Source organism: Companilactobacillus nodensis DSM 19682 = JCM 14932 = NBRC 107160, assembly GCF_000615905.1.
Classification (GTDB): Bacteria; Bacillota; Bacilli; order Lactobacillales; family Lactobacillaceae; genus Companilactobacillus; species Companilactobacillus nodensis.
The window spans coordinates 1-15,829 of sequence record NZ_BAMN01000005.1 but is presented as its reverse complement, the minus strand read 5'-3'; the positions used below and the strand labels follow the sequence as shown (position 1 = coordinate 15,829).

Genomic DNA, 15,829 nt, shown 5'->3' with positions numbered 1-15,829 from the left:
GCTCATTTTTGGTGATTCAAATTATTCGAATTGGTTTGATCTTAGTGATTTTGTTTTATTTAAGGAAAAAATTTAGTGCAAAATAAAAAGGCATTCTCAGCCATTAATTTGGTTGGAATGTCTTTTGCGTATATTTTAAAACTTTAATAATTATTGTTCTAACTAAGTTTTTATATTAGTGGTTATTATTAGGCTTACATCTGAGTGACTCATTCGTCACTGATAGTTACATTCAAAATAATTGTGCAGGTAAAACTTATCATTTGGATATTAAAAAAGTGAACCCGTATTAACTGCCCAGTTATCGGTTCACTTTACTAGATAAATTGGCCACCGCATTAGCGGAACTGCTAGCAGGCCATCATTTCGGTCTGCTTTTTTATTGCAAGTACATTGTATCAGGTAGGTATTCCTATATCAATTATATTCTACTTGGTTCGTTTAATAATTTTATATTGCAGTGTTAATTATATTAATTATGCTGATAACCTTAAGTTTATCGGACAAACAAAGCGTGGTGATAAATATTAAGTAAAAAATATTCTAATATTTTCTATTAAAAAGCTAGTAAAATTAACCAATCCAGACATGGTAAAATTATGTATCAACAATTATGGAGAAGTTATCAATGAAAAACTTTGTATTTGATATTGACGGAACGATAAGTTTTAATGGTCAAAACATTCCGGATGAAATAATTGCTTCAATAAAAGAACTGATGGTAAATGGCCATCGAGTTATTTTTGCATCAGCTAGACCAATTCGAGATTTACTGCCAGTTCTTCCAGATGAGTTTAATGACAATCTCTTAATAGGTGCCAATGGTGCAATGGTTTCAGATAATTCCAAAATTAAGATTATCAATACAATCAATTCAGAAGATGCCAAGTTTGTATTTGAATTGATCACTAAATATCAATTATCTTATGTAGTTGATAGTGATTGGAATTATGCCTCACAAATAACAGAGAACAATTGCATGTACGGTCAAATAGATATCGGTAATTTTGCGAGACAAATCCCGTTGTCGATGATCGAGACTCCGGTCAAGATAATCCTGTTGGATTTGAATAATAAGCTGCTCAACAAAATTTCAGAATCGTTACGTACTAATACGGATTTAGCGGTTGTGAGTCATATTGGTGAGGGTAACTTGAATATTACCGCTAATGATGTAAACAAATATTCGACTTTGAGTAAACTTGGTATCACAGAGTACATTGCTTTTGGGAATGACAAAAATGATGTTGAAATGTTACAGCATGCCCAGAGTGGAGTTTGGATCACAAGCAAAACTAGTCCATTAGTTGATAATCAAATCGAGTGCACAGCTGACATTTCTGAAATAACAAAAAATATCAATCAGTTTGTCTAGATGCCATCCTTTATTAAGTTCCACAACATTTCAAATCTTTGATCATAATCAGGATCATTCCAGGTATCTTTAAAATTTGGCAATGTAAAAATTGAGAATGCAGCCAATATTAGTTCAGACTTTTCAAATTTTGGATCATGGTAATCCATTATTGAATCAATCACTTGATACGCACTAGTTAGAACATTCCGTAGAGCTTGCGTATTATTATCAATATATTCAGTATTCAGTGCAAACATCTTAGGGTTTGTATTGAATGCTGTTTTTTTTGCGTTGACGAATGACCATAACCAATCATGCAGTTGCTCTTTTTGCGGAAGGGATGGAGAAATATTGATTTTATTTATGATTTCCCGATTGAACCAAGCAGATGCAACAGCTTCCCAGAGCGCCTGTTTGTTACGAAAATGCTTGTATAGTGCAGCGTGTGAAAGCCCAAGTTCAGAGGCAATTTGATTCAAGGTTACTTCAGAATCTCCAGTTTCCAAGATTAGTTTTTCAGCCGTAGCCAATATTTTGTCCCTAGTTTTTTCAGCCATTTTTATTAGTTTAACTCCTTTTACAATTAAATTTATTTTAACATATTTTTTTACTAAGTAACTTTATTTGACTTTTGTAACCAAGAAACATATTATGGTTTCAGTTACAAAATACAGAAAAAGTTACCTATTAACATATAGAGGAGAATCAACAATATGCAAGCAGCTCAATTATTGAAATATGACAAAAACTTTAAATTGGTTATTAAAGATATACCAGTTCCAGAAACTGGCGATGACGAAGTGTTAGTCAAGGTGAGGGCAGCTGCCGTCAATCCTTTGGAAATGTTAATTGGAACAGGTAGCGTAAAATTGGTTCAAGATTATTCAATGCCCGTGACAATGGGAAATGAATTGTCTGGAATCGTTGAATCAGTCGGTAAGAACGTCAAAGGTTTTAAGGCTGGTGATAAAGTATATTCACGATTGCCATTAGACAGAATCGGCGCCTTTGCCGAATATGTTGCTGTTGACTATCATGCTATCGCAATTAAGCCAACCAATTTAGATTTTGTTCATAGTGCTGCAGTTCCATTGACTGGATTAACCGCCTATCAAGGGCTGACTGAAGAACTAGAAGTACAACCTGGACAGAGTGTGATGATCCCCGGTGGGTCAGGTTCATTTGGACAAATGGCAATTCCAATTGCTAAGGAAATGGGCATGAAAGTTATGGTTAGTGGAAATGCTCGTTCAGAACAATCGGCAATTGATATGGGAGTTGAACAATATTTTGATTATCGTAAGCAAAACTATTGGGAACATTTGAAGTCAGTTGATTATGTGATCGATACTATTGGTAACAAAGAGTTAAACCATGAATTACAGATTTTGAAATCGGGTGGTAAGTTGCTGTCACTGATCATGGGACCTAATCGCCGGTTTGCCAAGGACCGCAATTTATCATTTTTGAAAACCACATTGTTCTCGATAGCTGGTAGTAAAATCGATAAAAAAGCTAAACAGGCTAATGTTGAATATCACTTCATTTTTGTTAAGAGTAATGGAGAACAGCTAAAGAAGATTACCAAGATTGTCGAAGAAAATAAGATTGAACCTGCAGTTGATCCAACTGAATTCAAACTGACAGAAATTAATGAGGCACTAGAGCTTGTGGCTAATGGACATCCTAAGGGCAAAGTAGTAATTCGCTTTTAAAAATTGAGTATTGATGAGGATATTATAATGGAAGAATTTCACTATATTGAGGCAGAAAACAAAATAATTACAGCCAGCAATGGTGTGTCATATGTCTACCGTGAGCTAGGTAAAAAAGAGGGAACACCTATTATTGGATTCAATCACTTATCAGCTAATCTAGATAATTGGGACCCCGTGATCATTGATGGGCTAGCTAAGAATCATTGGGTGATCACTTTTGATTATCAAGGAGTAGGTGGCTCAAATGGTACAGTTCAAGATAGTATTCAAGAAATGGCAAAGGACGCGTTTAACTTTATTCGAGCTATGAAATTGACCAAAGTCAATATATTGGGATTCTCCATGGGCGGCATGGTTGCACAGGAATTGATGTTACAAGAACCTGATGCTATCAACCGTGTGATTTTAGCAGGAACTGGACCACGTGGTGGTGAAGGGATTGAAAATGTGACGAAGATATCTGATTACTCACTTGTTAAAGCGTTATTGACATTTAAAGATATCAAGGAATATATGTTTTTTACAACAACACCAAATGGTAAAAGCAGTGCAAAAGATTTCGTTGCAAGATTAAAGATTCGTAAGAATAATCGTGACAAGACAATTAATTGGTTCGCTTATCGTAGTCAATTAAAAGCTATTAATAAGTGGGGCAAAGAAGATCCAGCTGATTTGTCAGTGTTGGATCAACCTGTCTTAGTAGTTAATGGGGATAATGATATTATGGTTCCAACTGAACCTAATACATACTCACTTCATGAAAGATTATCTAACAGTGAATTAATCGTTTATCCTGATGCTGGACATGGGAGTATTGCACAAAATAATACTTCATTTGTTAAAAGTGCAGATGAATTTTATAAAGACTAAAAAAGTCATTAATGGAAGTTGTAATCCATTAATGGCTTATTTTATTAATATCCTCAAATCAATTTGTAAGTATTTTTTATAAAAAAGCTCGTAACAAAGTGCGTTTCCATTATGATAATCTTATTTTCATACAAATATTAATTACTTAATTATGGGAGAGACGCATGGACAATTTATAGATATTGCTACAGCAATTACAGGCAATTGCACAATCTGGTAAGTATTATACCAAGGATGTTTTTGATATGGAACGATATGAACAATTGGAAGATGTCGCTAAAAAGATTGCCGCTAAGTACACTGGAGCTGATGAGCAACAATTAAATATCTTCTTTGATTCAGATAATGCTATGTAACGCCAAAAGTTGATGTTCGTGCTGTCACGTTTAACAGTGAAGATAAGATCTTGTTGGTAAATGAGAAACTGAGTGATACATGGTCTATTCCTGGTGGCTGGGCAGATATTGGTTATTCTGCGGGTGAGGTTGCTATCAAAGAAACGCATGAAGAAGCTGGTATTCACGTTACGCCTAAGCGCTTGATCGCGGTAAGAGATATTCAGAAGCACAATTATGCTAAGAAAAATCTTAGTTACATTTATCGACATATAATTGAATGTGTTCCTGATGATAATAATATTGGGGATGTTGATACTTCAGAAACTGATGCAGCAAACTATTTTACCCTGGATGAAGCATTACAATTGAAGTTATCGTTGAATCGAAATATTCCGGAAGATTTGGAGCTGGCATTTGATTGCATAATAGTAAAGTATGGGATACGATTTTTGATTGAAATAAAAATACCACTTATTATAAAAATGAGTGGTATTTGTTATCTATATAAGTAGTTAACTAATTTTTTATATTCGGTTGTATTAATTGGACTACGGTTAATAATCAAGGATAATGATAATTATGCAGTTTGTTGATGCGGTGGTCTCGACATTAAGTAAAGGAGGTGTCGCTATGGATGATTTCATAGTGTTAATCCGAATCGAAAGGAGAGATCTTGTTAACTTTTTTGATAAATGTTCTGTATGTATTATCTTGTCTGATCGCTATTCTAGGAATGACTCATTCGTCACTGGTGGTTACGTTCAAGATAATTGTGCAGGTAAAACTTATCATTTGGATATTAAAAAAAGTGAACCCCATTAACTTGACCGTTATCGGTTCACTTCACTAGATAAATTGGCCACCGCATTAGCGGAATTGCCAGCAGACCATCATTTCGGTCTGCTTTTTTATTACAATCACATTGTATCAGCTACCATATGATTCAGCAATTATTTTAGACAGGACAAATATTTAAATAGTTCCTGTATCATTATTGCTGGTTTTTAAGTTGATGTGCAGCAATAGAGTGATTTAACATCAGTGCTGTTATTAATGCAAAAATAGAAAAAGCAGCTCCACCGTAACCTAGACGTAATAAGCCACCATGTGCCAAGACACCGGCCGCCGTAGCTGATCCCAATGAAATTCCGATGTTAAAGAAAATAGCATTAAGGATGATGCAAGTAAGGTTGCTTGTGGATAATCAGCCTCAGCTACATCCAAAAAGTGAATCTGAATCGGTGAATTCAATACAAGGATAATAAGAGTTAGAATCATGAGCACTCCAACACCCGTGAATTGATTGTTCAATGCTGACGGCAAGATCATTAGAAGAATAAAGTTGGCTATGTAGAACCGTGGCAAAGTTGATAGACCACTTCGTTCTGCCACCGTGCCCGAAAGGCGATTACCCAAGATACTCATAATTCCAAGTATAAACAGTAGCCAGTTTAGGGCTGTTGTACTGAATCCCATAGCAGTTGTAATCAACGGCCTGATATAAGTGTAGTAGGCATATTCAGCTGCTGCAGAAAAAAGGATTAGAGTTGCGCCGAGGTAGATTCTACGATCAGTTAGTAAGACCAATTGCCCTTTTAGGCTGCTTTCCGGTGCTTGAGCCAAATGACGTGGTAAAATAAATGCCAAAACAATACAAGTGAAAAAACTCAAAACTGATATGAGATGAAAGGCGACATGCCAACTAGTTGCGGTACTAATAGCTGTTCCGATGGGCAATCCAATGACTGATGCAATACTAAAACCGGCTGCTATCCAAGAAATTAAGATGGCACGTTTGTCGTGTGGAGCTAAATTATTGGCAAAGACGATGATCAAAGATTCAATCGTGCCGGCCACAACGGCAGTTAATAATCGTGAAACTAGAAAGGTACTATAAGTAGTAGCAAATCCACTGGCAGTATTACCAATAAAGAAGATAATCATGAGAACCATTAACGCCCTGAAACGATTGAATTTATTGGAAAAAAGAGTGACTAGTGGCGTACTGATTGCGTAGACAACGGCAAAGATGGTTACTAAATAACCGGCATCCGCAACTGTAACTCGCAAAGATTTCGCAATATCTGAAATAACCCCAACGACCATAAATTCATTACAACCCAGCATAAACGATGCTAGGACTAAGGCACTAGCTTGCCAACGATATTTGTTCATTTTGATGTTCCCCCCAGTAAATAATTACACCTATAATTGTACCTGAACTATCTACAGTCAGTCTTTTCTTTATAAAAAATATTTTAGAAAATAAAATTTTATGTGAGTGCTTCGTCTTGAAGTGTTCAACAAAAGTTTAGTAAAATACACAGTATGATGAATACAAAAGATGCAAATCAAATAGCAATTTTTAAAGCATTGTCTGATCCGGTCCGATTGGAGATAATTAAATATTTGAAGCATACTGAGCATGAGGTTTCTTGTGGTGAAGTGGGGAAAGCTCTTAACATCAGTAAAACCTCAGGATCTTACCATTTTAAGTTATTACAAGAGGCTGGTTTGATAAACGCCAGAAAAGAAGCTCGAGAAAAATATGTTAGCTTAAATCCGGCCACGTTTGATAAATTTATTACTAAATATTATAAAAATATTTGAGAGCGTATATTTATGCTCTCTTTTTGTTTGCCATTTTTCTTGTCATATATTTTTTAGAATGTTAATTTTAAATAGTTCAAAAACATTTGAACCATTTTTGAATAAAAAACAATGAATGAGGAAATTATAAATGAAGGATGAACAAGTTAATTCAACCTGGATTTTGGTTCTAACATCATTAGGCTTCTTTATGTCGATGATGGATTCCATGATTGTAACCACTGCATCGACGGCCATCAGAACAGATCTGAATATTTCAGTGAATGCTTTGCAGTGGGCAATGAATTCATACAATATTACGATTGCGGCTGTACTGTTAGTTGGAGTTTCATTGGGCGAACGGATTGGAAGAAGGAAAGTTTATAATTGGGGTATTTTCATTTTTACTTTAGGTTCAATTTTCTGTGCTTTGTCGAATAATATTACGATTTTGGTAGTCGCACATATCATCGAAGGAATAGGTTTATCTATGGCTGGTCCAGCGTTACAAAAAGCTGTTTTAGGATCGGTTGATAAATCAGCTATCGGTAAGGCCTCCGGAATTTATAATGTTTTTCGATTGCTTGGTGGTGCAGTAGGGGCAACTATTTCAGTTGTTATTTTTTACAAGTTTGGTGGAGTTTCGAACGCTGAACTATTTACGAACGGCTTTCGTGCAGCAATGTTTGGAGCGGGTATGATTTCTGTCTTGGGTGTTATTTTTTCACTTCAGTTTAAAAATAATTTGATTAATATTTAATACAAAAAAGCTCGTAATTTTAAGCTATACAAATATGTTAAAGTTATTTTTAAACGAATAAGGAGATAATAATGAAACGGATTGCAGTGTATTGCGGAGCGTCAATTGGGAATGATGATATTTACAAGAAGGCGGCTGTTAAATTAGCTGATTGGTTGGTAGAAAACAATCTTGATTTGGTATATGGCGGTGGTGGAGTCGGATTGATGGGGACTCTAGCGCAAGAAGTTCTCTCTAAAAATGGCGAGGTATATGGAATTATGCCGCAAGAATTAGTTGACCGTGGAGCAGCGTTCGAAGGATTAACTGACTTAAAGGTAGTATCCAATATGTCGATCCGTAAGCAACGAATGTTAGAACTATCTGATGGCTGTATCGCGCTACCAGGTGGTCCTGGTACTTTGGAGGAAATCATCGAAGCATTTTCTTGGGCACGATTAGGCGATAATGATAATCCGTGTGTTCTGTACAATGTTGATGGATATTTTGATCCGTTGAAGTTGATGTTCGACAGTATGGTAGATAAAGGATTCTTGACGGAAGCTGATAGAGAAAAGTTGTTTTTCTCTGATTCATTAGATGATATTTATCAATTCATGGACGGTTATGTTCCACCGATGATTCGGAAATATTCTAAGTAGGTGAAATTAATTATTATTAACAGTTGATATGATAAACAACTTAGTTTTTTCAGTTTGCTCAATTGCAATATCAAAGTGCTTTCTAAGAATTTAAAATGTAGAACTTTGAGCAAAGTTGATTCTAATTCTAAGATTGGAGCTAAATCTTATGAAAAATAAACATTTAATGTTGATTCTTAGTTCTATTTTCATTGCAACATTTATGACTTCTGTTGAGACGACAATTGTTACCACTGCACTACCAACTATTACTAGTGACTTACATGGAATATCTATGCAAAATTGGGTTTTTTCTATGTATCTACTTACTACTGCAATTTCTACACCGATCTACGGGAAATTTAGTGATCAGGTTGGGCGTAAACCAGTATTCTTGATTGGACTATTTCTATTCGTGTTAGGATCTTCAATGTGTGGATTTGCTCCAAATATCGTATTTTTGATTTTTTCACGAGCAATACAAGGAATGGGTGCAGGTGCTGTAATGCCCGTTATTTTTACAATTATTGCGGATGTATTCCCAGTCGATAAACGTGCCGGAATAATGGCACTGAATAACACTGCATGGGGAATTTCTGCTCTATTTGGACCGTTATTAGGTGGTTTCATTGTGGATCAGCTAAACTGGCATTGGGTTTTCTTTATTAATGCTCCTCTTGGCATTTTAGTTTTTATCTTGATATTGTTTGGCTACAAGGAAAAAAGGCCAGAATCCGCGTCCCTTCCAATTGATTACATTGGATCAGCTGCCCTTTCCGTATTTCTGATTACATTATTGTTGGCTCTTCAGTTTCTTGGTAATAAAGAATCATCAAAAATATCAGCCATATTTCTCTTAATTGTCAGTTTTGTGTCTTTTGTTATTTTCTTAAAACAGGAAAATCGAAGTGTGAATCCAGTAATTCCATTGAAACTTTTTAGAAATAGAACATTTTCGACTCAAATATTCACGGCTCTTCTTCTTAGCGGTGTACAAATAGGTTTTCAGATCTATTTTCCTCAATGGTTGCAATCCATTTATGGCGTGCCGGCATCTGTCGCTGGGTTTGCAATCACTCCAAGTCCAATTTTTTGGTTAATCTTTTCATTTAGCGTTGGCCCATTAATTAAACGCTTTTCACCCAAACATATTGCTTTACCGATTATTGTGATACAGACAATTTTTTATATTCCTTTAATTTTTGCGACTAAGAGCCTACCGATGATTTTGTTTTATATTATTGCAGCTATCACGGGTGCCGGATTAGGGACTATTATTACTATGAATACTGTCATTGCCCAAGTTGAAGTGCCTGAAGAAAACGTGGGAGTGGCATCTTCCATGCTCACACTGGGAAGAACACTAGGACAAACATTAATGACTGGTATTTTTGGACTAATATTTAACACTAGTCTAAATGCTGGGATCCAAAAGAATGCTGGTATTTCAATTTCCAAGATCAACCAATATATTGATGCTTCAACTCATAAATTAATTTCAACAAGCCAGTCAGCAACAATAAACAAAATTTTATTGGTAGCTTTCCACAATGTGTTTATTTGTGCGATTATTCTTTTTATCATTGTTTTCCTACTCAACTTAACCGATAAGACAAACCAAACAATAAAGAATGAATAATTGTTAGGTGCTCATTATTTTCGACAAATATATTTCAGGTCTTTTAGAGCTGACTGAAGGTCTGGTTAATATGAATTCATTTATTCTTATTCTGGAAAAAGACTTGATAAGTCCAGCGTAAAGAAATTATTAAATATTAAGATAAGCTTTGTGAGTGTTTGATGCCAGATAGTATACTGAAGGTATAAACAGGTCGTGTTTGAAATTGTTATTCATGTCTTGAGATAGAGGAGAAAATATAATGAATAGAAAAAGAGTTGCATTAGCTTCATCACTTGCCATTTTAATGGCTCCCGCAGTACTTGGTTCGATACCAACTTCAACAGTATCTGTTCATGCGGCTGAGAGCGGATTGACGGGGACAATTCGACGTGGCGGGAATACACTTTATGATGGTAATGGAAACCCTATTCTTGATAGTTCATTGTCAAACTTTACTTCTTGGAAGTTGGGCTCATCTTTTAACAAAGATGGCGTAATTTATTATCAAGTTGGTAACAATGAATATGCTGCAGCTGATGGTATGGATATTGTTGGTCCTGATAATAAAGTCCAAAATAATGTCGCTACTGATAGCAGACTAACATTGGACAATCCGGTTGCTACTATTCAACAGGGCGGGGGAACCGTTTATGATATCAACGGTAACGCTACTGGTAGAACATTGTCTGTTGGATCTGCCTGGAAAGTGTTGAATCCCAATGTTGTGATTGGTGGTAAATCTTACTATCAAGTGAGTGGTAGTGAATATATTGTTTCAACAGGTTCATCATTAATTGATGCTTCAACTTCAAATAATAGTAATTCTTCCGTATCTACTCAAAACAAAACTGTAGAGACACTTGGATATAATTCTAAAGTTGTCGATATCAATGGCAATGATACAGGTGTTACATTACCAGCAGGTTCATCATGGCAATTAGGTAAGTTAGTAAGTATTCAAGGTAATAATTACTATAAAGTTGCTACTAATGAATATGTCTTAGCTGTTGCATTCAAAACAACAAGTGATAATTCAAACAATAATTCTAATGTGGAAGTTGCAAAGGTTGATACAACCGTAACCATTGGAGCTAATGAGACTGCAATTGTGAACGATAGTGGTGTTGCGACCGGTAATCATCTATCAGTTGGAACATCATGGAAGGTTGATCAAATCAAAGTTATTGGTGGCTTTAGATATTATCGAGTTGCCAATAATCAATGGGTCAAGCGTACTTACGTGCCAGCTGATAATTCCGTTACTATTACATTGATAGGGAATCAAAAAGTTTATGACACATCTACTAACTCTATGACTAGATCATTGCCAAATGGTTCATCTTGGAAAGTTAGCAAAGTATTTGGTAACAGCAAGAATATATACTGGGGTCGAGTATCTAGTAATGAGTGGGTTAAGATAAGTGGTGAAAATGCCGAACAGGGTGTAAGTATGTCATATGGTGATTCTGATTCTGTTCCAAGTATTGCAATTAAAGAACCAAGTTTTGCATTGAACTTTTAGAAATGTTTTAGTGGAAAATAGTGAATATGTTTATTGATTTATTATTGATATTTCTGATGATATTAATTACTTATACAGGTTGGAAAATGATTGCCATTGGTAAGCAAGAGTCATTTACCAACGTCTTCACTAAAGTCACCATTGCTTTGGGGATCGTAATGGTATTTTTATTGAAGTATTGGATAGCACTTTTGTAGTATAGGTTTTATGATAAAAAGCAAATAGCACCGCTAGAGAAATTTATTTTCTAGAGGTGTTATTTGTCTGTTTAAAGCTTTTTAAAACTTATTTTGCGACGGATAAAGTTTTTTTATTCTTAATATGAAAGAACAAGATAATTGCTAAGTTGAATAAAACAAACAATATTGAAAAGATGGTGGTTTCAGACAAAATACTACTTCCAATTGAAACAGTATTCCTGAATGCATTAACTGATATTGTCATTGGTAAATAAGGGTGTATTGCTTTGAAGAAGTTATTTGATAATTCGATTGGGTATGTTCCGGCAGATCCACCCAATTGAATAATCATGAACAGTAACATTAACCAAGCTCCGGTCATTCCAAATAATAAATTAAAGAATGTTACTATGCTTAGGAATGTTATGCCAGTTAACAAAACAAATCCATAAGTTTTAATAACTTGAATTGGTTCAAGTCCACAGAAGAAGACAAGCAATGCGTACATAATGGTTGCTGCTACAATAATGAATCCGTAAAGAAATGGCATTTTTGCTATCCACCAATGGAATCCATTTTTTGGTTCTTTATGAGGTGTATAGGTATCATAAATAATATTTAATGTTATACATCCAACAAATAATGCTACTGACATTAAGTAGGGTGCCATTCCAGTTCCATTATTTCTTACGTGTGTATTATCATGGTGTACTAATCTGATGGGATCAATAATCTTAAATCCTGAATTTAAAGGCTGAATTTTTCCAGCAATTAATTTTAACTGTTCTGGACTTGTTGCAGATGCCAGTGCACCTTTCAAAATTTGACCAGAGTTATTTGTTCTTTCAATGAAATCATTCAAATATAATCTGGATATTTTGTTGTTTAGTGATGTTTGAATTTTTTCAATAGCGGTTGTGCTCATCTTCATTGCCACAAAGCTGTGCCCAGCACTTGTGTAATAATTCAAGTTGATTCTTTTTGCATTTGGAGTAGCTAAATTAGATGCTTGTTTTGAGAAATTTTCTGGTATTTTAATTATCATGTAAATTTTTCCATCATTTAAATATTTGTGAGCTTTAGTGGATGAGATGAATTCAAAATGTAGTGATTTATCCCTTTTTAATGAGTTAGTTATTTGAGTACCGAAGTCATATTTTTTTCCTCCTTGGTTTATAGTCTTATCTGTGTTTACTACTGCAACAGGTAAGTTTTTGGTTTCTTGATATGGATTCCATAACGATGATAGGAATATAACCGCATAGAATGCAGGAATCAATAATATTCCTAGTAGAATTCTAATCAATGAGTGATCGTGTTTGAAGATATATCTTAGTTCTGATGTGAACATATTAAACGCCTCGGTTGATTTTTTATTATGAATGAACCGTTCGTTCATTTAAAATCAGGCTAAGAATATATCCATTCAATTAATTGTACAAATAAAAAGCACTTATTATTTGGCATAGCCATTAGTAAGTGCATCAATTATGGTTTTAGACATGGTATCCATATTGTATTTATTCTTTGAATTTTCGAAGGAATCATATTTCTTATGAGTTGACCACCAAAAAACAAGATCGACTATCATCATTGAGTCATAGTGAGAATCACTTGTTTTACGTAAACTATTATTATTGTCCAAGTAGATACTAATATTTTTGTACAAAGTTTTTCTGTATTTTTCATATAGTTTTATTAGGGTGATATCTATGGTTGGATTTTTTTCTAGTATTAAGAAGTAGCGACCATAAATTTCAAATATATCAAATAAATCTAAAATTAATGATTTTAAAGAATATGATTTGTCATTTGATAATAATTTAGAATCAAATGATTTTGTATAAATTTCATATGTAGATTTAGTTTTACTTGCTAGACTCGATGAGGAAACTTCATGTATCGGAAAATCATGTGATATGGTTAAGTTATCTTTGTCTAATGTTGAGATAAAAATAAAGTCAAGTAAGGATTTCTTGCTATCAAAAAGATCATACAGGGAACCAACTGAGATTCCAGCTGATTGGGCAATATCTTTCATTTTGGTTTCAGGGTATCCGGAATTAATAAATAACATACATGCACTCTCAAATATCTTGACTAATCGATTATCTGTTGCCAATCTAATCACCTCTTGCTTAATATTCGTATTTAGAATAACACGTTTTACTTGTTTATCTTTATATTTGATTATAAAGTACTGTCAAAAATTATGAATGTATATTTAATTCATAAGAAGGTGATCTATTGGAGTATGAGGAGTTTGAAAAAAACACCCTTCATGAAATTAAGAGTTCACAAATAATTGCTATCTCGAATGTCTGCTTCTATCTGATAATCTCAGCCACAAAATTGATTGTAGGTCACTTTGTTAATTCAACAGCTTTGAAGGCTGATGGATACAATGGTGCAACTGATACGTTATCATATTTGATAATCTTTTTAGGATTGATGTTTGCTAAACGTCCTGTAGATCAGTTTCATAAATTTGGGTATGCCAAAGCTGAGACACTTGCTACATTAATGACATCAGTACTGATTTCTGAAACTGGAATGTGGGTTATTTATAAGGGGATTTGTGCCTTAGTAAACAGAAATGATTCTAGACCGGATTTTTTAGCAGCGTTTGTTGGTATAGGAATAGGATTATTGACTTTTATTGTGTTTCTAATTAATCGACATATTGCCACAAGAATCAATAGTAAGCCATTACTTGCATCATCGCATGATCAAAGGCTGGATGCAATTACCAGTGTGACAACCGGAATAGTGATTGTTATTTCAAGTTTGGGATTTGCATGGCTGGACAAACTTAATGCAATAATTATTGGTGTATTTATGATGCGAACCGCATATAAGATTTTTGATAGCAGTGCATTTAGATTGATAGATGGATTTGATAAGGGAAAACTAAATACTTTTAAACTGGAAATTAGTAAATTTAAAAAAATAAAAAAGATTCAACAAATTCAAGGACGTGAATATGAAAATGATATTTATTTGTCAGTTGTGGTTCAGGTCAATCATAAAATGACCGTAGAGGAAACGACAAAGTTAAGAGATAATATTCAAGAAGATTTACAAAAGAAATATGGGATATTTAAACTTGATATGCAGTTCTCTACAAAATAAGCGTGTTTTTTGGTATTTATGTGTCCATATATTAGGTCATAAAATTTGGATTATGTGTTTGAATGGAGTAAATTGATAGATTATCAAGATGTAATAATGGGAGATTAAAATGGAAAAAATATCCATAATAATATTAGCTTTACTAGGTCTTGCTGATTCAATAAAAGAATGGATACGTAAACCGTTTAAGATATTATTTTCGATAATTAATAAAAAATTATTTAAAAACAGATGATTGATCATGAGTATCAAATTACAAAAGTACAATAAAAAAATAATCACACAAAGTATGATGGATGGTTATGATTTGAGTGTGAATGATAATGTCGGTGGTCCAGATTCAATCATTGATAGATCTAATTACAATTCGAATATGCAACCCATTATGATTCTAAATGATGATCAATTAGTGGGATGCTTTTGTCTGCATGTTAAAGATGGACCATTATCTTATGGTGGTAATTATGAAACAGATATATTAGTCCGTGCATTTTCAATTGATGTTAATTTTCGTAGGCGTGGTTATGCTTTAGTGGCATTATTAGAACTTAATGATTTTGTCAGAGATAATTATTATAGTATTGAAAGAATAATTCTGGCAGTAAATCATGATAATCTTGCTGCACAAGCCCTGTATTCCAAAGCAGGATTTGTTGATACGGGTAAAAGAACCGAGAGTCATCTTGGAGAGATTTATATTTTTAATAAGAATGTTTTGTAATTATAGCCTGTTCTCCACATTAGTAGAGAACAGGCTATTTTTTTATGCCGTTATAACGATACATGTCAAAAAAATTGTTAGATTTTTATACGGCTAAGTGTCTTATTGTATGTGGCAAGAGGGAAGATCATCAGGTACACGACAATTGAATATTATTGGCTTTTCGTTGAAGGATCTTTTGTGTGAGAATATAGTATTGTTGTTTATATACAAGGAACGGTGGGCAATGCCTTATTGTATATTCCCATTTTGCAATCATCATATTATACCCATACCCAAGTGAGAGACGTGTGGTTTTCAATTACTTGGATTCCTGCGATTGCGGGTGTCACAGTTTTTCTATTTATTTTATTGGTAGATGGTTTGTATGCTGTTTACTCGTCGCTGAATAATTATAATTTT

14 protein-coding genes and 2 pseudogenes are annotated in these 15,829 nt (G+C 34.1%); 12 read left to right on the top strand and 4 right to left on the bottom strand.

Going from position 1 to position 15,829, the window contains the following annotated elements:
- Positions 1 to 628 precede the first annotated feature (628 nt).
- The gene (locus tag JCM14932_RS04750) at positions 629 to 1,375 is read left to right on the top strand and encodes an HAD-IIB family hydrolase (protein WP_025023878.1); all 747 of its coding nucleotides are present in this window, start codon (positions 629 to 631) and stop codon (positions 1,373 to 1,375) included.
- On the opposite strand, the gene JCM14932_RS04745 is transcribed toward JCM14932_RS04750, so the two are convergent.
- A complete protein-coding gene (locus JCM14932_RS04745; protein ID WP_025023877.1) occupies positions 1,372 to 1,914 on the bottom strand; it encodes a TetR/AcrR family transcriptional regulator in 543 nt (180 codons plus the stop codon). The genes JCM14932_RS04750 and JCM14932_RS04745 overlap by 4 nt on opposite strands.
- A gap of 156 nt (positions 1,915 to 2,070) precedes the next feature.
- On the opposite strand from JCM14932_RS04745, the gene JCM14932_RS04740 reads away from it, so the two are divergent.
- The 3 genes and pseudogenes from JCM14932_RS04740 (at position 2,071) to JCM14932_RS14515 (ending at position 4,740) form a co-directional block, all read left to right on the top strand.
- Complete coding sequence (locus JCM14932_RS04740) at positions 2,071 to 3,072, top strand: NADP-dependent oxidoreductase (RefSeq protein ID WP_025023876.1); 1,002 nt, start codon at positions 2,071 to 2,073, stop codon at positions 3,070 to 3,072.
- 27 nt (positions 3,073 to 3,099) lie between these two features.
- Positions 3,100 to 3,945, top strand: coding sequence for an alpha/beta fold hydrolase (locus tag JCM14932_RS04735; protein WP_034542605.1), 846 nt, complete (start codon positions 3,100 to 3,102; stop codon positions 3,943 to 3,945).
- 179 nt (positions 3,946 to 4,124) lie between these two features.
- Positions 4,125 to 4,740: pseudogene (locus JCM14932_RS14515) on the top strand (NUDIX hydrolase).
- Positions 4,741 to 5,274: 534 nt separating this feature from the next.
- Here the strand turns inward: JCM14932_RS14515 and JCM14932_RS14510 are convergent.
- Positions 5,275 to 6,458 (bottom strand): annotated as a pseudogene (locus JCM14932_RS14510) (MFS transporter).
- 153 nt (positions 6,459 to 6,611) lie between these two features.
- Between JCM14932_RS14510 and JCM14932_RS04715 the strand changes: the two are divergent.
- From JCM14932_RS04715 to JCM14932_RS16480, 6 genes are all read left to right on the top strand, one after another.
- The gene (locus tag JCM14932_RS04715) at positions 6,612 to 6,893 is read left to right on the top strand and encodes an ArsR/SmtB family transcription factor (protein WP_034542604.1); all 282 of its coding nucleotides are present in this window, start codon (positions 6,612 to 6,614) and stop codon (positions 6,891 to 6,893) included.
- A gap of 130 nt (positions 6,894 to 7,023) precedes the next feature.
- Entirely contained in the window at positions 7,024 to 7,632 is a 609-nt protein-coding gene (locus JCM14932_RS04710) for an MFS transporter (protein ID WP_025023872.1), read from the top strand.
- Between the two features lie 71 nt (positions 7,633 to 7,703).
- The gene (locus tag JCM14932_RS04705; protein ID WP_025023871.1) at positions 7,704 to 8,273 is read left to right on the top strand and encodes an LOG family protein; all 570 of its coding nucleotides are present in this window, start codon (positions 7,704 to 7,706) and stop codon (positions 8,271 to 8,273) included.
- Between the two features lie 148 nt (positions 8,274 to 8,421).
- A complete protein-coding gene (locus JCM14932_RS04700; RefSeq protein WP_025023870.1) occupies positions 8,422 to 9,891 on the top strand; it encodes an MFS transporter in 1,470 nt (489 codons plus the stop codon).
- A gap of 241 nt (positions 9,892 to 10,132) precedes the next feature.
- Positions 10,133 to 11,395: an SLAP domain-containing protein gene (locus JCM14932_RS04695; RefSeq protein WP_025023869.1), complete on the top strand. Its 1,263-nt coding sequence runs from the start codon at positions 10,133 to 10,135 to the stop codon at positions 11,393 to 11,395.
- Positions 11,396 to 11,421: 26 nt separating this feature from the next.
- On the top strand, positions 11,422 to 11,592 hold the full coding sequence (locus JCM14932_RS16480) for a hypothetical protein (protein WP_155832073.1): 171 nt from the start codon (positions 11,422 to 11,424) through the stop codon (positions 11,590 to 11,592).
- 88 nt (positions 11,593 to 11,680) lie between these two features.
- Here JCM14932_RS16480 and JCM14932_RS04685 read toward each other — a convergent pair whose 3' ends face one another.
- Positions 11,681 to 12,925 carry a YhgE/Pip domain-containing protein gene (locus JCM14932_RS04685; RefSeq protein WP_025023868.1) on the bottom strand — a complete coding sequence of 415 codons (1,245 nt, stop codon included), beginning with the start codon at positions 12,923 to 12,925 and terminating at the stop codon, positions 11,681 to 11,683.
- 105 nt (positions 12,926 to 13,030) lie between these two features.
- Entirely contained in the window at positions 13,031 to 13,696 is a 666-nt protein-coding gene (locus tag JCM14932_RS04680) for a helix-turn-helix domain-containing protein (RefSeq protein WP_025023867.1), read from the bottom strand.
- Positions 13,697 to 13,821: 125 nt separating this feature from the next.
- Between JCM14932_RS04680 and JCM14932_RS04675 the strand changes: the two genes are divergently transcribed.
- Together JCM14932_RS04675 and JCM14932_RS04665 are read left to right on the top strand one after the other, a co-directional pair.
- Positions 13,822 to 14,706, top strand: coding sequence for a cation diffusion facilitator family transporter (locus JCM14932_RS04675; protein ID WP_025023866.1), 885 nt, complete (start codon positions 13,822 to 13,824; stop codon positions 14,704 to 14,706).
- Positions 14,707 to 15,019: 313 nt separating this feature from the next.
- Positions 15,020 to 15,427 (top strand): GNAT family N-acetyltransferase, encoded by a 408-nt coding sequence (locus JCM14932_RS04665; protein ID WP_235700526.1) that lies wholly within the window; start codon positions 15,020 to 15,022, stop codon positions 15,425 to 15,427.
- The last annotated feature ends 402 nt before the right edge of the window (positions 15,428 to 15,829 follow it).